Raw genomic sequence first — 18,583 nt, forward strand, 5'->3', positions numbered from 1 at the left:
CGAGGTTGCCGAATGAGGCAATTGACCTTATATATTTGTATTGTTTCAACTTTTAATGGCTGTAAGTCATCACGAGCAAATTTCGTTTCAGAATCGACGGACGTCCCCGGCTAAGGCGTTTTCAAAAAATATCGTTTGTTATTTATTCATGATCGTCAGCCGGGTGGCCGCAGGCGACCCATGACAGTGATCCATTTCGAACAATTAAGGTAACATTAGGAAAGTCTTAAACCCGGTTGACAAGCTTACATTTTCTGGTAAGATATTAAACGGTAATCATTACCATTTACATATACGTGAGAGAAAAGAGATGACGAGTTTGCGACGCAGGGAACGACAATTTAGTGGGTTCGGGATCATTGTCCTACTGGCCCTAATCTTAGTAGGGGCCACCCTGAGTGGCTGCTCAGCTGGCCCAACGGCCCAAAACAAGCGTCATAAGATTCAAGTCGTGGCGACGTTGGGTTTCTACGGTGAGGCCGCTAAGGCGATCTTGGGCAACCAGGGTCAGGTAACGACGGTGATCAATAGTCCCAGTATTGACGCCGAGAGTTATGAGCCGGACGTGAAGACGGCTAAGGCGGTCGCTAAGGCCGATGTCGTCATTGAGAATGGCCTAGGTTACGATAGTTGGATGGACCGGGTTGTAGCGGCTAATAACGACGCTCAGACCAAGTCTCTGTCGATTGGTCACCTGATGGGAAAGAAAATGGGGGATAATCCCCACGTATGGACCGATCCAACGACGATGGTGAAGGTTACGCAACATTTGGTCACCCAGTTCAGTAAGTTGGATCCCCAGCACGCCACCGCTTATCGTCGACGTGGGCGAACTTACGAGGCCCAGCTAGGAGAATTGCCGAAATTAGCCGCTACCATTGCCAAGCGTAGCCGTAATCAGCGAGTGGCCGTCAGCGAACCCGTCTTCGATTTGGCCTTGAGTGCCATGGGCTATCGCGTTAGCGACGCGCATTTTGCCCAGGCGATCGAGGAAGATAGCGACCCGACACCGGCCGATATCACCCAGCTTCAAGATCAGATCAAGCACCACCGTATTGCTTTTTTTGTCGAAAATACGCAAAACACCAGTAAGAATGTAACCGCAATGGTTCAGCTCGCCCGGAAATATCACATTCCGGTAGTCAAGGTGACTGAGACCATGCCAACACATCAGAGCTATAGAACCTGGATGCTCAAGCAGTATCGCCAGGTACAACGTATACAGGAACAGGAGGGTCACGCATGACTGCAGCACCTATTTTAAAATTAGAACATCTTGGCGTGACGTTCCCGAACAATCCCGTCTTCAGTGACCTAAATCTGACAATTCGTCAGGGTGAGGTCTGGAGCATCATCGGGAAGAACGGGGTGGGGAAGACCACCTTGATGCGGACGCTCCTACATCAGTTGCGGCCAACGCAAGGTAAGGTGACCTATCTGCCTAGTGTTAATGACGTGCGGATCGGCTACGTCCCTCAATTTCGGAATATCGATGCCGATTACCCACTGACCATTCGGGATTTTGTCGGCCTTAACCTCACTGGCTGGAAATTACCGTGGTTGTCAGCCAAGGAACGGGCCAAGGTTCAACGAATCTTGGAACAAACCGGTTTGACGCAACTAGCGAACCGCCCCATCGGTCAGGCATCCGGCGGGGAAAAGCAGAAGGCTTACCTGGCCCAAGCTTTAGTCGAGGCGCCCAACCTCTTAATTTTGGACGAGTCGACGGCTAGTTTGGACCCCGTGACCAAGACGGAGTTGTTGGATCTCGTGACCGAGTTGAATCAACGGTTGAACCTGACCGTGCTCTTTGTCACCCACGACATCCCCATGGCGCAGAAGTACACGCACCAGTATCTCATGATGACCCCCGGTAAGATTGAACAGGGGCCAATTGCACAGTTGACGGACGACAAGGTTTGGGAGGGCGAAAATGTTTAGTTATGAATTTATGCGCAACGCCTTCGCGGCCGGCACGATTATTGCCGTGATCTGTGGGATCATGGGGGTCTTCGTGATTGCCCGAAACATGTCTTTTTTGACGCATACGTTATCTGAAATTGGGTTCTCCGGGGCGGCCTTCGGGGTCTTCGCCGGTTGGGCACCACTCAATGGGATGTTGCTCTTTACCGTTGTGAGCTCGGTCATTGTCGGTCAGCTCTCGGCGCGATCGGAACGGCGAGAAGCGGCTACGAGTGCTATCTCAGCGCTCTTTATTGGGATGGGAATTCTCTTCTTATCTCTGGCGAATAAGAACGCCAGCTATGCCACCAGCATTCTCTTCGGGAGTGTCATCGGGATTAGTGCCAGTGATGTGCGCCAGATGCTTTGGCTGTCACTCGTGGTGCTGATTGTGGTCTTTGTCTTGTATCGGTTCCTGAAGTTCGATTCATTCGACCATACCGGGGCGCGGGTCAAGGGGCTGTGGACCAATGCTCTATCGATCACATTCTTAGTCCTAGTGGCATTGAGCGTGAGTGTCGCGGCTCAAATCGTGGGGTCCCTGTTGATTTTTATTCTCTTAACCTTACCAGCGGCGACGGCGAAGTACTTCGCCCACACGGTAGGGGGGATGATGGTGTTAGCCATCGCGCTAGCCCTAATCGGGGTATGGAGTGGATTGACACTGAGCTACATGACCAACTACCCGGTTTCCTTCTTCATTGCGGCCATCGAGGCCATCTTCTACTTTGTCGCGTTGGGCTGGCAACGGCTCCAGACGGCGGAGTGAGGATACGGTTTAACGAAGTGAACATGAAAAGATCGGTGGCTCACCCTTGTGGTGGGTCACTTTTTTAGTTAATCGTTAATCACCTGTATTGAATCGTGAAAGGCAAAAAGTGACGTGAAAACATCCCAAAAGCCTTGCATTCTTTAAAATTTGGACCTTTTTCCTAATTCTCACCGAAATGTAACGAAAAACCCGAACATTTATGCTAAAATTGGCGGTACAATTAATACTAAATAATAGTTGAGGTGAAGAGGTTGAAAGTCAGAAGAAGTGACCGTTTGGTCGATATGACCCGGTATTTATTAGAACGTCCGCATCAATTGGTGTCCTTGACCTTTTTTGCAGAGCGATTTGGGTCGGCCAAGTCTTCTATCAGTGAAGATCTGACGATCTTGAAACGCGCCTTTCAGATGCGGGGAACTGGGCTGCTGGAGACCGTTCCTGGCGCTGCTGGTGGTGCACGGTTTATTCCGTACATTTTAAAAGAAGAAGCCGAACAATTCGTATCCGAAATGATTACGGAACTGTCCGAAGCCGATCGTTACCTGCCAGGTGGCTACGTCTACATGTCCGACATCCTCGGTCGGCCGGCTGCTTTGCGGCAAATTGGCCGCATCTTGGCGACGCAGTACCTGAATCAGTCGGTTGATGTCGTGGTTACGGTGGCAACCAAGGGAATTCCTTTGGCCCAGAGTGTTGCGAGCTATCTGAATGTACCCTTTGTCATTGTGCGGCATGATTCTCAAATCACTGAAGGCTCCACGGTTAGCGTGAACTACGTCTCCGGTTCGACGAAACGTATCGAACGGATGGCCTTGTCCAAGCGTAGCGTGAAGCCCGGTTCCAAGGTCCTGTTAGTCGATGACTACATGAAGGGCGGCGGCACCGTGGGTGGTTTGCGTTCATTAGTCGATGAGTTTGATTCACAACTCGCCGGAGTAGCTGTCTTTGCGGAAGGCGACTTCGAGGGACAACGGACGGTGACGAAGTACACGTCACTCTTAAAGATTCACACGAAGGACGAACAGATCCGGGTGACACCAGGAAACTATTTGACTCAAATTTTTGGTGCCGAAAATAATCAATTAAACTAGGAGATATCGGAATGAACACGAGAAATACGATTATCCTCGCGGCTGGTAAGGGCACGCGGATGAAGTCAAAGTTATACAAGGTCTTACATCAGGTTTGCGGCAAAGCCATGGTGGACCACGTTCTCACACAGGTAGAGAAGACCCAGATGGATCAAATCGTGACGGTCGTGGGCTATGGCGCCGATGACGTCAAGGCCACGTTAGGTGACCGGACGGCATACGCGCTCCAGGCCAAACAAATGGGAACGGGTCATGCCGTCTTACAGGCCGAACCACTCTTAAAGGATGAAGCTGGCACCACACTCATCGTGAGCGGCGACACGCCATTATTTACTGCCCAAACGTTCGAAGACCTCTTTGCCTACCATGAAGCCAAGCACGCGGCCGCAACAGTCTTAACTTCCGTTGCCCCGGACCCAACCGGTTATGGTCGGATTGTGCGGAACAACATTGGTATCGTGGAAAAGATCGTGGAACAAAAGGATGCCAGTTCTGAGGAACAGGAAATCCATGAAATTAACACGGGTGTTTACGTGTTCGACAACCAGAAATTATTTGCGGCCTTACACCAAACGTCCAACGATAACGCTCAGGGGGAATACTACCTGACCGACGTCATCGAAATCTTGAAGCAACAGGGTGACATTGTGGCGGCTTACCAAATGGCTGACTTCGATGAATCCATGGGGGTTAACGACCGGGTTGCCTTGGCCAACGCCACGAAGATCATGCGTAACCGGATTAACCGGCAACACATGCGTGATGGGGTTACATTGATCGACCCCGACACGACGTACATTGATGCCGGTGTCAAGATTGGTTCCGACACCATCATCGAGGGCGGCGTGGTCTTGAAGGGGTCCACCGTCATTGGTGAGGATTGCTACATTGGGGCCCACTCCGAAATCCGGAATTCCACGTTAGCCGATCACGTCACCGTAACCTCTTCTCTGTTGGAAGACTCCACGATGGCCAGCGGCAGTGACATTGGTCCCAACAGTCATTTACGCCCAGAATCACACATCGGGCCTAAGGTTCACCTAGGGAACTTTGTCGAGGTTAAGAAGGCTACGATCGGTGAAGGAACCAAGGTTGGGCACCTGACTTACGTCGGGAATGCCAAGCTGGGTAAGCACATCAATATTGGCTGTGGGGTCATCTTCGTGAACTACGACGGCCAACACAAGCACGAGACGGTTGTCGGGGATGATGCCTTCATCGGGTCAAATGCCAACTTGATCGCGCCATTGAATGTGGCCGATCACAGTTTCGTGGCCGCCGGATCAACGATTACGGACGACCTCAAGCAATACGATATGGCCATCGCACGTCAACGTCAGACTAACAAGCCTAATTATTACCAGAAACTCCCGTATCGCGGTGAAGATTAGAGCGAGGGTCTTGTGTTTCACGACGCGATAGCATAAAATTATTATAGTAAATTCTGGCAGGTTAGTTGCTATTGGAGGAAATTATGGCTACGCAATATTTTGACCCTAAACTAAAGATTTTTGCGTTGAACTCTAACAAGCCGTTAGCGGAAAAGATCGCTAGCGAGGTTGGTGTTGAATTAGGGAAAACTTCGGTGGATCGGTTTAGTGACGGTGAAATTCGGATTAATATCGAGCAAAGTGTCCGTGGTTGTCACGTCTACGTGATTCAATCCACGTCGGCACCAGTCAACGATAATTTGATGGAATTATTGATTATGATTGATGCTTTACGACGCGCCAGTGCGGCCACTATCAACGTGGTCATTCCGTATTACGGGTACGCACGACAGGACAGAAAGGCTCGGTCTCGCGAACCAATTACGGCCAAATTAGTGGCCAATATGCTACAAACGGCTGGTGTCACACGTGTTCTGGCACTCGACTTGCATGCAGCTCAGATTCAAGGATTCTTCGACGTTCCAGTGGACCACTTGATGGGTGCGCCACTGTTAGCCGATTACTTCCTAACGAATGGGTTAGACAAGGACGCCGTCGTAGTCTCACCAGACCATGGTGGGGTAACGCGTGCCCGGGCATTGGCCGAATTCTTGAAGGCCCCCATTGCTATTATCGACAAGCGGCGGCCTAGAGCCAATGTTGCCGAGATTATGAACATTATCGGGGACGTCAAGGGTAAGCGATGCATCATGATTGATGATATGATTGATACCGCCGGAACCATCACGTTGGGCTCTCGTGCCTTGATGGAAGCCGGTGCTACCGAAGTCTACGCAAGCTGTACCCACCCAGTTCTCTCGGGTCCAGCCATTGAGCGAATCGAAAAGTCCCCAATTAAGAAATTAGTGGTGACGGACTCCATTCAATTAACGGCAGACAAGCAAATTGACAAGATTCAACAAATATCCGTCGGTCCCCTGATTGGTCAAGCTATCAAGCGGATTAACGAAAACCGGCCAGTTAGCCCATTGTTCAAGAACCGTTTCCGGTCCGCCGAACAATAAACAAACTGAAAAAACTTGAGTCGTGGTGCACACGGCTCAAGTTTTTTTGCTAAAATAGGTTAAACTAACTACACGTGGCGGGGATCTTTTGTTTTGCCTGCGGTGGACAGAGCCGATACCCTATGGGGAACGGTCGAAGCCAAAGAGCGGTCTTCAATCTCGTCCTCAAGCCTCACCAAGAGCGTGAGTCTCGAGGGCGCCCCGTGCTGTAAGGCCGGAGAGTCACCGACCTAACAGCACCGACACAGGGTATCGGCCCTGTCCACCTCCGGCTAAGATCGACGGACCGGTTGAAGGAGTTTAAACTTGATTTCTGGCTGCCGGAGGTTAGGAAAGCACGTGTAAATTTGAAATTTGAAGGGAGCAACTGCCATGACAAGTTGGCAGCGATGGACCACGGGGACGTTAGCCGTGGGACTGATTGTTGCGTTAGCAATGCGCATTTTGGCACAACCGTTAATGGTTATTGGCAATTTACTTTTCATGGTGGGACTGGCACTGCTGGTCTTGGGGATGATTGGGATCTTGGCCAAGGGCCATTTGTTTACCGGGTGGCGTCGGCGACGACGTAAAGGGGACCCGGTAACCAAAGAGGAACGCGAGAAAAAAATTGACGTCCGCCACGTGGCGACGGTGAAGAATTCACCGATCGTGGTGAATGGTTTTGCCCGTTATGGGTTGGTTTCTGGTGGGGTCTACGTCGTTATCGGGATTATTTTAACACTGCTATAAAATTCACTTAGGGGAGCGAATTAAAATGAAAAAAGTGACGTCTGGTATTGATGCGCCCGTAGTTCCAATCGTTTATTCGGTTGCGGCGCTTTTTTTCTTCAGTAGTTTTTTCTGGGAACGAAGTGCGACGGGGCGATTTTGGGATATCGTGGTTGGCCTGATTTTCGTGATCGGAACTGGAATTTTCCTACACACCTCATTACGGGGAAAGAAAATTATCTGGGAACGGTTATTGACTCAGACGCCGATTGACCCGAACGCACAAATCTTAGATTTGGGTTGTGGTCATGGCGCTGTGTTGGGCCGCGTAGCCCAGGAGTTGTCGGGAACCGGTCATGCCGTGGGCGTCGATCTCTGGCGGTCGCGGGACCAATCACAGAATTCCCAACAGGCAGCCATGGCGAATATGGCAGCTTTGGGGGTTGCCGATCGCGTCACCTTGGTTACGGCGGATATGGTAGATTTGCCGTATGATCATAACCGTTTTGATGTCGTGACCACCAGCTTTGCGGTGCATAACATCAAGCCTCAAGCCAAGCGTGATCAGGCGTTAGAAGAAGCCGTCCGGGTCTTAAAACCGGGTGGCGAACTGCTGATCGTGGATACGGAGCATCACCGAAGAGGCTACCAAAACTTTTTAGAGACTGCTGGTTGTCGAGTCTTGGTGTCCAAGTCGGCTGGGTTTGACGGTTGGTGGACCGGACCTTGGCAAGGGAGTTACGTGATTCGAGCGGTTAAGGGGAAAAACGCGACGATCAAATAAATTGTGACCTTAATAAAACAGACGACTCGCTACCAGAGAAACCGGTAGTGAGTCGTCTATTTGTTTAAGTTAAGTGTCTTAAATTTGAGCCTACGGAGGACAGAAATTCAAAACGTTGCGTCTAGTCTAAGACGTACTTATGAATGGCGGCGGCGACACCGTCTTCAACATTACTGAGTGTCATGACTTGAGCCGCTTCTTTAACTTCGTCAATAGCATTGCCCATGGCAACTCCGAGACCGGCGTATTCGATCATGGTCAGATCGTTTCCTTGGTCGCCGATGGCCATGACTTCGTCGGCACTAAAGCCTAATTTAGTGGCGAGTTCCCCTAAAGTGTTCCCTTTGCTGGCTTGTTTGTTCATGATTTCAACAAAGAATGGCGTACTTTGAACGACATAGAACCGGTCTCTAAACTCTTGGGGAATCTCGGCATTGACGCGGTCGATAATGTCCTTGTGATCGACAAACATGGCCTTAGAGATCGTCAGGTCACGGCTGATTTCGCCAACAGCACGGTAACGAATGAGCATCTTCACGAGCATACTTTCGGCAATCGTGTAGGCTGAGATGTTCTTGTTGGGCGTGTAGATGTAGTCAGGCGTTTCGATTTGAAAGTGTACCTGGAGCTTCCGGGCGAGGGCTTCCAAGTCGATGAAGTCGTTGTAACTGAGGGAATGGTTGGTCATCATTTTTCCAGAAACGGTCTGGGAGACCGACCCGTTGTAAGTGATGGCGTATTGGTCGTCACCACTCAGTTCCAAGGCATCGAGGTAAGGTTGTACCCCGGTCAGTGGTCGACCGGTACATAGAACGACCTTGATGCCCTTGGCCGTAGCGGCTTGAACCGCGGCGATGGTGGCCGGGGCCAATTCATTCTTTTCGTTGAGTAAGGTGCCGTCAATATCAATTGCAATCATTTTAATTGTCATGTTTTTCGTCAATTCTCCTTCATGTCGTTAGGGTAGGGCGTAGCGTTGGATTGCGGTGGCCACGCCATCGGCGGTGTTGGGGGTCGTCACCGTATCGGCGACGGCCTTCACAGCTTCATTGGCGTTTCCCATGGCCACTCCGAGGCCGGCATAGGTCAGCATCGGGAGATCGTTGTTTTGATCGCCGATCGCCATGACTTCGGCGGCGGTGAGCCCCAGGGTCGTGGCGAGCTCGGCCAGCGTGTTGCCCTTGCTGACGTTTTTGCTGAGGACTTCAATAAAGTAAGGCATGGTGCGAACCACGTAGAACCGATCGTAAATTTCACGGGGTAATTGGTCTTCGACCTTATCGAGAACGGGGGCGTTGTCGATGAAGATTGCCGTGGGCATCAAAAGATCGCGGGGCATGTCCGACGCCGCCCGGTAGCGGAGGGGGAGATGGACGAAGTGACTCTCGGTGACCGTGTGCGGGCTGATGTCTTGATCGGCGGTGTAGATGTGGTCGGGGGTGAGGACTTGAAAGTGTACCTGAAACTTCCGGGCGAGGGCTTCCAAGTCAACGTAATCGTCATAGGTGAGTGAATGCTTCGTCAGTACCTTCCCGGAGACGGTTTCCGCCAATGATCCGTTGTAGGTGATGACGTATTGGTCGTCGCCACTCAGGCCCAGAGCTTCTAAGTAAGGTGTGACGCCGGTGAGGGGACGACCGGTACAGAGAACCACCTTGATGCCACGATCACGGGCTGCTTGAATCGCCTGGATAGTACCGGAGGTCAGTTCATCATTTTCATTGAGAAGGGTGCCGTCGATATCTACGGCAATGAGTTTAATGGTCATGGTGATCAGTCTCCTTCGGCTGAATCAACTGGTTGTTTTGAATATACTGCTTGAAGTCATCGTAAATGGGCTGGAATAGCTCGGGATCGTGACTATCCGGGCTGAGCATTTCCTTAGGAAAGAAGAAGCGTTGGTCACCGGAGAACTTTCCGCGAATGGCGTTGACCAAATCGGAAACTGTCGAGAGTTCTCGCAGGCTACCATCCGGTTCTTGAAGTTCAATCTGCGTTAGGGGATGTGTGACGCGAGGGTCATAGGCATCATCATAAGGCAAATCGTAACTGTTATCGGTGGCCGTGTAGTAGTCGATGTTGAACCCAGCGGAGGCGATGAGGTCGCGAAGATGTGGGATCAAGTCTTGCGTCTTTGCGGAGAAGATCGCGCTCTTCAGAGGCTTCCGATCGAGGAAGCGGTGGGCCAAGTCGGCCAGAATCTCGTCATCGGAGTCGCGCCAATGAATGAAGTAGGTGGTAAGGACGCCATCGTCGAGGTTCAAGTAGTCCTTGAGATCAAATTCGTGGTTGAAGAAGGGCAATAGGAGATGGGGCACGAAGCTCTCATCCTCGTTCCCGTTTTGGTAGAGCTCATTGGCTCTAGCCAGCAAGTGATCCAAAATGACTTCCATGGCCCGAGAAACCGGGTGGAAATAGACCTGTTGATACATTTGGAAGCGACTGATGATGTAGTCTTCGACGGCGTGCATGCCGTTCATGGCAAAGGCAATGCCGTCCTTATAAGGACGCATCACTCGCAGAATTCGGGTAATATCAAAGGTTCCGTATTCGGTTCCCGTGAAGTAGGCGTCTCGTAGGAGGTAATCCATGCGGTCGGCATCAATTTGACTGGAGATCATCTGAACCACTTGGGGGTTCGGGTGCGTCTTCTGGATGACGCTCGCCACTTCGGCCGGGAAGGTTGGGCTGACGCGCCGCAGCACTTGATTAACCTCGGTGGTTGGTGACGTCAGGATCTCAGCGGTAATGGCCTCGTGATCCGTGTGAAAGATGTGTTCAAAGGCGTGAGAGTAGGGACCGTGACCAATGTCGTGTAGCAGAGCGGCACATAAGGCCGTCAGTCGATACCGGTCATCCCAACCGCCATCACCTGGAATTTCCATGGGATAGTTACGTTGGAAGTTATCACAGATTTGGCGGGTGACCTCGTAGACCCCCAGTGAGTGGGTGAAACGCGAGTGTTCGGCACCGTGGAAGATGAGTGAAGCCGTTCCAAGTTGCTTGATGCGCCGGAGCCGTTGAAATTCACGGGTGTTGATTAGGTCTAAAATAACTTGATGTTGAACGTAAATATAGTTGTGAACCGGGTCGCGAAAGACTTTTTCTCGGGGTAGCCGAGCAGTTGCGTAACTCACAGTGATTCCTCCTTCTTAATTTGAACATTTAAATAGGTTGGCGGCGTGCCATCAGGGCGGTTTCGTGGGCTAGCCGGTCCTGAAACCAGGGGGTTGCCATGGCCGCGGTTAATTTGCCTTGGCCGATGTCGAGACCCGCCGAGGTGCAAGCCGCGAGGATCCGTTGCCGGGCGTCTGCTACGGTGAGCGGGCGATCCAAGAGATTCGCCACGGTGGTCATGACCGCAGGATCGACGTCGGGAAAGTTCCAATCGTTGGGGTGATCTCCTAAACCCGCGCGGTAAAAGTCGCGAACCAGGCTGCCGCGCGTGAGCTGATCACCGGTGACGCTGAGGTAAAGCATGGTGACCATCGCGTGTGGACTGCGGCGTTGCGAAATACCGGCAATCTTACGGTTGTTGACACTGAGATCGTAGTCGCCTGGACAATAGGACCGGGTGATCTCATGGTGAGCCAGGTCGAGCTCCGGCCAGGTCGCCGCCATCAAGTCCAACATCTGGTCGTAAGCCGCCGCCACGCTAATGGCGGGGGTCGTCAGGGGTTGAAACAAGGACACGTTCAGAATGCCACCGTCGGCTACGACGGCCAATCCGCCAGAATTTCGGAGAACATGGTCGTAGCCGTAGCCGTGAACGGCACTGACAGCGTCTGTAAGGTGTGGTAGCCGCTTATCCTTAATCCCCATGATGACGGTTGGTGGCATGGTCCAGAAGTGCAATACGGGCTGTTTAAGCCGGGGGATTAGATCCAGCAGGGCATTGGTGTACCCAAAGGCTTGATTCTTCTGCTCGGCCGCAATGGCGGTCGTCAGCGTCTGAATCCGGTCAGTGGCTAAATTAAGTGGTGCCAAGAGACGTCCCCCTTTCAGTCGTTTAGATGCAATGTTTTCATTATACTAGAAAACTTAGACCCCGTCATGGTTGGGGGTGTAGTGGCTGTTTGAGTGAGCCGGATCACTTAGATTTGATTTCGATGTGTACGTATGACGTTCGGTAGTTGTTGTGAATGATAAGATCCATTGGCAAATAATATTAGTTTGATGATTACAGGAGACATTTAAAATTATCTTGACTGCTGGATCTTAGCCGGAGGTGGGTAGGGATTCTCAAAGAACTTGGTCTTAAAGTATTAAAGAATAGGTTTTCCAAGAAAAATGAACTATAATTAACGCAGACAATTCACGGAAAGGGAGTGTGCAGATGGATCAGTTATCAACGGGGGTGCCCGTGATGATTCACTTGGAAACGCATATTAAACAGGATGGAGACGTTTCCGACTACCGCTTAGATGTGGAAGGTCAGCTCGTTCAGATGGGCTTAAACCTCTATCTTCGCTACCTGGAACCCGATCAAGAGACGGGAAAGGAAACGCCCGTGACGATGAAGTTCACGCCAGAAGGTGAGGTCCACCTGACGCGAAACGCGGAGGCTGAACTGCGGTTACACTTCATCAGTGGCAAACGGGTCACGGCGCGCTACAAGACGCCTTATGGGATCATGCCAATCGAGACCGTGACGCCATACCTGGAGACCAGTTTTCAGGAGCGACCATTCAGCGGAAACGTCAAGATTGACTACCTGCTCTATGCTGGTGAAGAATTAGTCGGGAACTACAAGATTCGATTGCAATTTACGGCATAAACGAGTATCATATTTCGTAGACTGTGGAAAGGACGTGCACCAGTTTGGAATTAAAAGTCTTTGAGGGCCAGAATAAAAAGGAATTATCAATGATCGAAGTTGCTCACGCCATTTTGTCTCAACACGGTGACGTGATGGCATTTGCCGACTTAGCAAACGCCGTGCAAGCCTATTTGGGCGACAGTGACGCAGAAGTTCGTAACCGGCTGTCCCAATTCTATACGGATTTAAATGTCGATGGTAGTTTCATTTCTCTGGGTGATAACCTCTGGGGACTGCGAACTTGGTATCCGTTTGAATCCATCGATGAAGCGACGGTTCACGCTGAGGAAGATGAAGATCAACCTAAGCGTAAGAAGCGTAAGAAGGTTAACGCCTTCCTCGCTGATACGACCGATGACGACGACGTAATCGATTACGATGACGATGATCCAGAAGATGACGACACTTCGTACGCCAGTGATGACGACGATGATGACGATTCAACCGGCTCAACGCCTGACCTGGGCAAGTTACAGACCGGCCTAGGCATCGATGACGATGACGAAGAAGATGCTTCGGAAGACATCCCAGATGGTATCGAAGACCAGCTTTCTCAGATGGAAGCCCCGGACGACGATGACACCGACAATCTCGACTTCTCTGATGACGATGATGAAGACGACGATGACGAAGAAGACAGCGATCAAAAGTAAATTGAAAATGTTTGCTTGACCTACAGTCGAAAAACAGTTAGTATGTTTTTTGGGCTCCTTGCTACTTGTAGTGAGGACAACTGAACGGTGAAGTAGCTCCCTATTCCGAATGAATAGGGAGTTTTTTTATAGTTTTATACCCTAAATAATCTTACAAGGAGTTTGCACATGACCAAATATATTTTTGTGACTGGCGGCGTGGTTTCATCACTAGGTAAGGGAATCGTAGCTGCTTCCCTAGGACGGTTGTTAAAGAACCGTGGGTTAAACGTAACCATTCAAAAATTCGATCCATACATCAACGTGGATCCCGGTACGATGAACCCTTATCAACACGGGGAAGTCTTCGTGACCGATGATGGGACCGAGACTGATTTGGACTTGGGTCATTACGAACGTTTCATCGATAACAATCTGAACAAGTTCTCAAACGTGACGACTGGTAAGATTTATTCGGAAGTTCTGGAAAAGGAACGACGCGGTGATTATCTGGGAGCAACTGTGCAAGTGATCCCTCACATTACCGGTATGATTAAGGAAAAGATCATGCGGGCCGGCAAGACTTTGGGTGCCGACTTCGTGATTACCGAAATCGGGGGGACTGTTGGGGATATCGAATCCCAACCCTTCCTGGAAGCCATCCGGCAAATGAAGTCTGAAGTGGGTGACGAGAATGTCGTTTACATTCATACGACGCTGGTTCCAACGCTGCATGCGGCTCACGAAATGAAGACGAAGCCAACGCAACACTCTGTTCGCGAACTCCGGAGCATCGGGATTCAACCAAACATTCTGGTTGTTCGGACCGAGAACCACATTACGGATGACATGCGGCAGAAGATTGCGTTGTTCTGTGACGTGCAGCCTTCAGCCGTTATCGAGTCTATGGATGTGCCAACGATCTACTCCATTCCCCTGCGTTTACAAGAGCAAGGGTTGGATCAGATTGTCTTGGATCACTTCAAGGTGGATGCGCCTAAGTCTGACATGGCACAATGGGCCAAGATGGTGGACCACATGCAGAACTTGAAGCGGACGATTAAGATTGCCTTAGTTGGAAAGTATGTTGGCCTACACGATGCCTACATTTCCGTGGCCGAAGCCTTACAGCACGCCGGTTATCCGGTCGATGCCAAGATTGATTTGGACATGATCGATGCCGAAAAGATTACGCCAGATAACGTGGCAGACATCTTAGGCGATGCCGATGGTGTGATTGTTCCTGGTGGGTTCGGTGACCGGGGGATCGAAGGTATGATTACGGCGATCAAGTACGTCCGGGAACAAGATGTGCCATTCCTCGGAATTTGCCTGGGGATGCAAGTGGCCAGCATCGAATTTGCCCGTGATATTCTCGGTTACAAGGATGCCAACTCAACAGAAATGGACCCTGAGACCAGCCACAAGATCATTGACCTGATGGCCGATCAAGCCGACGTCCACGAAATGGGAGGGACCCAACGGTTGGGTCTGTACCCTTGCAAGTTGAAGGCGGGTAGCCGTGCTGCCGCTGCCTACGACAATCAAGAGATTGTTCAGGAACGTCACCGTCACCGTTACGAATTCAACAACCAGTACCGCGCAGAAATGGCCGCTAAGGGCCTGGTCTTCTCCGGAACGTCACCTGATGACCACCTGGTTGAAGTAATTGAACTACCTGAAAAGAAGTTCTTCGTGGCTTCACAATATCACCCAGAATTCCTGTCACGGCCAAACCGGCCAGAAGGCCTGTTCCGCGACTTTATCGCCGCTGCCAGTGATGAAGTTAAAGACTAATTTTCTAAGGTCGTTTAAGTTGGCCGCCTGCGGCAAGGACTGTACTTTACCATAACTAAAGATAACTGAATTGAAATACTGAACGGGTAAGCATCCCTGGCTGAGGCCAAGTGGTGCTTACCCGTTTTATATTGTCGAGTGATAAGCAGCCTAATTAGTTAATTGGTGTGTCTGAGTTGTAGCTCGAGATCGCTAGGATTCAAATATGCTGGAGGCAGATCTCAATCTGACTTAACTGTGTTGGTATCGATAGTTGTTGCCATAATGTTACTATCTAAGCCGTGAGGCCGGCAGATCGGGGCTCAGGCGCATCGTTCTCCTTAGTCGGCGAGTGGTTTTCTCGTCGGCTTAGGAGAAAACCAAGCTTGAAGACTCGGGATTTTCGAGGCTTCAAGTTGTGTTCGCACCGTTCCAGCCCCGAACTGCCGGCCGGTAAGGCGAGTCGTACCACAACAGTTGCCTAGTAGTGGACTAATGTAGCAAAGCAATCCTAGTGTTAATTCAAATTTGAAGGCAAATTAAAACGCCTGTCAGCACTCCCAAACAGGAATGGCGACAGGCATTAATCTTCTATTTTGCTGGAACGTTGGGATCGTCGATGATGTTGGTTACCGCGGCTTGGATCGCGGGGATCAACGGGCTATTGGCATCGATGCCCGTTTGGTCGAAGCGGGCTTGCCACCAGCTACGACGAATATCTTGAACCTGGGCCACAATGTCTTGGCCGGCCGGGGTGAGACTGAGGAGCTGCGTCTTGCCACTCCCGGCAGTTTTGGTTAGGTAGCCGAGGGCTTGAATCTTGTTGACTTCGCGGGTGGTGAGGCCCTTGTCAATGACTAGAGTCTTGGCAACTTGACTTTGGTTGATGGCCGGGTGCTCGTGAACTGTCAGTAGGACGCAGGCGGCCGTTGGATTCAGCCCCAAGTCCTTAAATATCGGGCTGGTGTCCTTGTAGTATTTACGGTGTAGGATAGAAATATCTTGAGCCAGATAACCTAAATCGATCATGGCGCACTCCTTTCTGTTGTGAAAAAGGTTCTATGTTGACAAAACAACTTAAGGCTATTATGATGATTCTAAGTTGACTTGTCAACACAATTAAACTAAAAAATGAAAACGGGGGACCCACCGATGACAAAAACCAAGACTGGCGCACAAGCGTTAATTCAAAGCATGATTAATCAGGGGATCAAGTACGTGTTCGGTATTCCGGGCGCGAAGGTTGACCAACTTTTCGAAGGGCTGGAGTACAGCAAGGACCCACGAGCACCAAAGGTCATTGTGACCCGGCACGAACAGAATGCCGCGTTGATTGCGTCCGGGATTGGTCGGATTACTGGGGAACCTGGCGTAGTTGCAACCACTTCTGGTCCTGGGGTTTCCAACTTAACGACGAGTCTAATTACGGCGACCGCAGAAGGCGATCCCGTCATTGCTTTGGGGGGACAGGTTCCCCAAGATGACATTGGCCGCTTGACTCACCAGAGTATTCCCAGCAAGGAACTCCTGAGCTCGGCCACTAAGTCTAGTGTCGAAGTTCAGAACGCCAACAGTCTCTCTGAAGCCTTTGCTAACGCCTACCAAACGTCGCGGGCACCTAAGGCGGGGGCGACATTCATCTCCTTACCACAAAACGTGTTAAACGGTCAGGTCGACCGACCAGAAATTAAGACCGTGCCAACCATTGACCAAGGGGTGGCCGATCCCGCCACGATCAGTGCGCTGGTCGATAAGATGACACACGCCAAGCTACCGGTGATTCTGGCCGGCATGCGGGCCTCAGCCAGTGACGTGACGACCGCGATTCGTGAGTTGTTAGGCCACGCTGATATTCCCGTCGTTGAAACGTTCCAGGGAGCCGGTGTCGTATCCCGTAACCTAGTTCGCAACTACTTTGGTCGAGTGGGTCTTTTCCGTAATCAAATCGGTGATAACCTCTTAAAGGAAAGTGACTTGGTGATCACGGTGGGTTACGATCCCGTGGAATACGAAGCGCGGATCTGGAACGCCGACCGGACTGGTGAAGTGGTCAGTCTCGACAGTGTGGCGCCAGAAATCACCACCGATTATCAACCAGAATTAGTGATTCACGCCGACATTGCCAAAACCCTACACGCATTGGGCCAGGCCTTGCCAAGCGACTGGGCCTTATCCAATGAGGTTCAGACAGAATTGACGGATTTAGGGGACAAATTGGCGGCTCAAGCAGAGGCCCCAACCCCTGACGATGACCATGGGATTCATCCATTGGCCATCATCCAAGCTTTACAGGATCAAGTGAATGATGAGACGACCGTGACGGTGGATGTTGGAAGTTTCTATATTTGGATGGCGCGTTACTTCCGGAGTTACCAACCTCGGCACCTGTTGTTCAGTAACGGGATGCAGACGTTGGGCGTTGCCTTTCCATGGGCGATTGCGGCCGCACTCGAACGACCTGGTCAACCGATCGTTTCGGTTGCTGGTGACGGTGGCTTCCTGTTCTCCAGCCAAGAACTCGAGACCGCTGTCCGGTTGAATTTGCCAATCGTGCAGATTATTTGGACCGATGGCTACTACGACATGGTGCGTTTCCAAGAAATTGCGAAATACGGTCACGATGCCGCGGTTAGTTTTGGCCCCGTGGATTACGTGAAGTATGCCGAAAGCTTTGGCGCTACTGGCTTACGCGTGGACCACGCCGCCGATCTGGCAAGCACTCTGAGTGAAGCCTTTACGACAGCCGCCAACGGGCCAGTCGTGGTGGAAATTCCCGTGGATTACCGCGATAATTTACAATTAAAGTCCTTATTACTCGAAGATGTCTTAAGCTAAAAGGAAGTTATGACGATGAAGACAACAACCTTATATCAACACGGAACGCTGGCCTTGTTAGTGCCAGGATTATTGACGGGAACCCTACCAATGCGGACCTTATTGGCCCACGGGGATACCGGAATTGGGACGGGTGAGGGCCTGGATGGTGAGCTGATTATCTTAGACGGCAACCCATATCAGGTTAACAGTGAGGGGAAAGTAACCGTGGTCGGTGACGACTTCACGTTGCCATTTGCCAACAGCCACTTCGCCGACTATCGGCCATTACTTACGATGGAAAATGCCACCCGTGAAGAACTTCATGACCAAGTGTTAGGCCTGACGCACGGCGCCAACACCTTCTTCTCAATTAGGGTCACGGGGACCTTTACAGATGTGAAGACCCGGGCGGTAGCCAAGTCCAGTCGGCCATTCAAGTCTCTGGCAGAGACAGCTGAAAATCAGAGTATCTTCACTCGTGACACCGTGGAAGGGACCTTGTTGGGATACTACTCTCCACAGATCTTTGACGGGGTCGCGGTCGGGGGTTATCACGACCACTTTCTGGATGACGCCCACAGCTTTGGTGGTCATCTCCTGGGCTTTGGTCGCGTGACTGGTGAGGTTCAGGTTCAGATTTTCAATACCTTGGAACAACATCTCCCCGTTGCCGATACCGATTACCAGCAACATGATTTCTCACAAGATGACATCATGGGCGATCTGCATCAGGCCGAGGGTTAAACAAAACGAATTGAACTCAA

The 18,583-nt window shown here is 51.0% G+C and carries 18 protein-coding genes; 13 read left to right on the top strand and 5 right to left on the bottom strand.

The window, feature by feature from the left end; all coding sequences use genetic code 11:
- Positions 1–310 precede the first annotated feature (310 nt).
- The 8 genes from EKM70_RS07320 to EKM70_RS07355 all read left to right on the top strand — a co-directional run bounded on the left by EKM70_RS07320 (position 311) and on the right by EKM70_RS07355 (position 7,775).
- Positions 311–1,246, top strand: a complete 936-nt coding sequence (locus EKM70_RS07320) for a metal ABC transporter solute-binding protein, Zn/Mn family (RefSeq protein WP_125546604.1) — start codon at positions 311–313, stop codon at positions 1,244–1,246.
- The gene (locus tag EKM70_RS07325) at positions 1,243–1,941 is read left to right on the top strand and encodes a metal ABC transporter ATP-binding protein (protein WP_125546606.1); all 699 of its coding nucleotides are present in this window, start codon (positions 1,243–1,245) and stop codon (positions 1,939–1,941) included. Before EKM70_RS07320 ends, EKM70_RS07325 begins: the two co-directional genes overlap by 4 nt.
- Positions 1,934–2,731: a metal ABC transporter permease gene (locus EKM70_RS07330; protein WP_125546608.1), complete on the top strand. Its 798-nt coding sequence runs from the start codon at positions 1,934–1,936 to the stop codon at positions 2,729–2,731. The genes EKM70_RS07325 and EKM70_RS07330 overlap by 8 nt, the downstream gene beginning before the upstream one ends.
- Before the next feature lie 254 nt (positions 2,732–2,985).
- Positions 2,986–3,825: a pur operon repressor gene (purR, locus tag EKM70_RS07335; protein WP_125546610.1), complete on the top strand. Its 840-nt coding sequence runs from the start codon at positions 2,986–2,988 to the stop codon at positions 3,823–3,825.
- Between the two features lie 11 nt (positions 3,826–3,836).
- Positions 3,837–5,216, top strand: a complete 1,380-nt coding sequence (glmU, locus tag EKM70_RS07340; RefSeq protein ID WP_125546612.1) for a bifunctional UDP-N-acetylglucosamine diphosphorylase/glucosamine-1-phosphate N-acetyltransferase GlmU — start codon at positions 3,837–3,839, stop codon at positions 5,214–5,216.
- Positions 5,217–5,299: 83 nt separating this feature from the next.
- Positions 5,300–6,280: a ribose-phosphate diphosphokinase gene (locus EKM70_RS07345; protein ID WP_125546614.1), complete on the top strand. Its 981-nt coding sequence runs from the start codon at positions 5,300–5,302 to the stop codon at positions 6,278–6,280.
- Between the two features lie 372 nt (positions 6,281–6,652).
- A complete protein-coding gene (locus EKM70_RS07350; RefSeq protein WP_125546616.1) occupies positions 6,653–7,012 on the top strand; it encodes a DUF3899 domain-containing protein in 360 nt (119 codons plus the stop codon).
- Positions 7,013–7,037: 25 nt separating this feature from the next.
- Entirely contained in the window at positions 7,038–7,775 is a 738-nt protein-coding gene (locus tag EKM70_RS07355; RefSeq protein ID WP_125546618.1) for a class I SAM-dependent methyltransferase, read from the top strand.
- A gap of 121 nt (positions 7,776–7,896) precedes the next feature.
- Here the strand turns inward: EKM70_RS07355 and yidA (EKM70_RS07360) are convergent, their stop codons facing one another.
- Genes yidA (EKM70_RS07360) through EKM70_RS07375 form a run of 4 tightly spaced genes read right to left on the bottom strand, consistent with a single transcriptional unit; the run spans position 7,897 to position 11,762 of the window.
- Positions 7,897–8,706: a sugar-phosphatase gene (yidA, locus tag EKM70_RS07360; protein ID WP_125546620.1), complete on the bottom strand. Its 810-nt coding sequence runs from the start codon at positions 8,704–8,706 to the stop codon at positions 7,897–7,899.
- Positions 8,707–8,733: 27 nt separating this feature from the next.
- Positions 8,734–9,543 (bottom strand): sugar-phosphatase, encoded by an 810-nt coding sequence (gene yidA / locus EKM70_RS07365; RefSeq protein WP_125546622.1) that lies wholly within the window; start codon positions 9,541–9,543, stop codon positions 8,734–8,736.
- A complete protein-coding gene (locus EKM70_RS07370) occupies positions 9,533–10,912 on the bottom strand; it encodes an HD domain-containing protein (protein ID WP_125546624.1) in 1,380 nt (459 codons plus the stop codon). The genes yidA (EKM70_RS07365) and EKM70_RS07370 overlap by 11 nt, the downstream gene beginning before the upstream one ends.
- 28 nt (positions 10,913–10,940) lie before the next feature.
- On the bottom strand, positions 10,941–11,762 hold the full coding sequence (locus tag EKM70_RS07375; protein WP_125546626.1) for a lipoate--protein ligase family protein: 822 nt from the start codon (positions 11,760–11,762) through the stop codon (positions 10,941–10,943).
- 349 nt (positions 11,763–12,111) lie between these two features.
- On the opposite strand from EKM70_RS07375, the gene EKM70_RS07380 reads away from it, so the two are divergent.
- From EKM70_RS07380 to EKM70_RS07390, 3 genes are all read left to right on the top strand, one after another.
- Positions 12,112–12,552 carry a DUF1934 domain-containing protein gene (locus tag EKM70_RS07380; protein WP_057878861.1) on the top strand — a complete coding sequence of 147 codons (441 nt, stop codon included), beginning with the start codon at positions 12,112–12,114 and terminating at the stop codon, positions 12,550–12,552.
- 44 nt (positions 12,553–12,596) lie between these two features.
- Positions 12,597–13,247 (top strand): DNA-directed RNA polymerase subunit delta, encoded by a 651-nt coding sequence (gene rpoE / locus EKM70_RS07385; protein ID WP_057878860.1) that lies wholly within the window; start codon positions 12,597–12,599, stop codon positions 13,245–13,247.
- Between the two features lie 168 nt (positions 13,248–13,415).
- The gene (locus EKM70_RS07390) at positions 13,416–15,023 is read left to right on the top strand and encodes a CTP synthase (RefSeq protein WP_125546628.1); all 1,608 of its coding nucleotides are present in this window, start codon (positions 13,416–13,418) and stop codon (positions 15,021–15,023) included.
- A gap of 570 nt (positions 15,024–15,593) precedes the next feature.
- Here EKM70_RS07390 and EKM70_RS07395 read toward each other — a convergent pair.
- The gene (locus EKM70_RS07395; RefSeq protein WP_057878858.1) at positions 15,594–16,031 is read right to left on the bottom strand and encodes a MarR family winged helix-turn-helix transcriptional regulator; all 438 of its coding nucleotides are present in this window, start codon (positions 16,029–16,031) and stop codon (positions 15,594–15,596) included.
- Between the two features lie 123 nt (positions 16,032–16,154).
- Between EKM70_RS07395 and alsS the strand changes: the two genes are divergently transcribed.
- Together alsS and budA are read left to right on the top strand one after the other, a co-directional pair.
- Positions 16,155–17,837 (top strand): acetolactate synthase AlsS, encoded by a 1,683-nt coding sequence (gene alsS / locus EKM70_RS07400; RefSeq protein ID WP_125546630.1) that lies wholly within the window; start codon positions 16,155–16,157, stop codon positions 17,835–17,837.
- Positions 17,838–17,852: 15 nt separating this feature from the next.
- Positions 17,853–18,563 (top strand): acetolactate decarboxylase, encoded by a 711-nt coding sequence (gene budA / locus EKM70_RS07405; RefSeq protein WP_404819864.1) that lies wholly within the window; start codon positions 17,853–17,855, stop codon positions 18,561–18,563.
- Positions 18,564–18,583 lie beyond the last annotated feature (20 nt).

The organism is Levilactobacillus lindianensis (assembly GCF_003946095.1).
In the GTDB taxonomy this organism is placed as follows: Bacteria; Bacillota; Bacilli; order Lactobacillales; family Lactobacillaceae; genus Levilactobacillus; species Levilactobacillus lindianensis.

Bases quoted from the DNA above. Each gene is read 5' to 3' on its own strand.
- EKM70_RS07320 (WP_125546604.1), top strand. From the start codon at position 311: ATGACGAGTTTGCGACGCAGGGAACGACAATTTAGTGGGTTCGGGATC.
- EKM70_RS07325 (WP_125546606.1), top strand. From the start codon at position 1,243: ATGACTGCAGCACCTATTTTAAAATTAGAACATCTTGGCGTGACGTTC.
- EKM70_RS07330 (WP_125546608.1), top strand. From the start codon at position 1,934: ATGTTTAGTTATGAATTTATGCGCAACGCCTTCGCGGCCGGCACGATT.
- glmU (WP_125546612.1), top strand. From the start codon at position 3,837: ATGAACACGAGAAATACGATTATCCTCGCGGCTGGTAAGGGCACGCGG.
- EKM70_RS07345 (WP_125546614.1), top strand. From the start codon at position 5,300: ATGGCTACGCAATATTTTGACCCTAAACTAAAGATTTTTGCGTTGAAC.
- EKM70_RS07350 (WP_125546616.1), top strand. From the start codon at position 6,653: ATGACAAGTTGGCAGCGATGGACCACGGGGACGTTAGCCGTGGGACTG.
- EKM70_RS07355 (WP_125546618.1), top strand. From the start codon at position 7,038: ATGAAAAAAGTGACGTCTGGTATTGATGCGCCCGTAGTTCCAATCGTT.
- yidA (WP_125546620.1), bottom strand. From the start codon at position 8,706: ATGACAATTAAAATGATTGCAATTGATATTGACGGCACCTTACTCAAC.
- yidA (WP_125546622.1), bottom strand. From the start codon at position 9,543: ATGACCATTAAACTCATTGCCGTAGATATCGACGGCACCCTTCTCAAT.
- EKM70_RS07380 (WP_057878861.1), top strand. From the start codon at position 12,112: ATGGATCAGTTATCAACGGGGGTGCCCGTGATGATTCACTTGGAAACG.
- EKM70_RS07390 (WP_125546628.1), top strand. From the start codon at position 13,416: ATGACCAAATATATTTTTGTGACTGGCGGCGTGGTTTCATCACTAGGT.
- EKM70_RS07395 (WP_057878858.1), bottom strand. From the start codon at position 16,031: ATGATCGATTTAGGTTATCTGGCTCAAGATATTTCTATCCTACACCGT.
- alsS (WP_125546630.1), top strand. From the start codon at position 16,155: ATGACAAAAACCAAGACTGGCGCACAAGCGTTAATTCAAAGCATGATT.
- budA (WP_404819864.1), top strand. From the start codon at position 17,853: ATGAAGACAACAACCTTATATCAACACGGAACGCTGGCCTTGTTAGTG.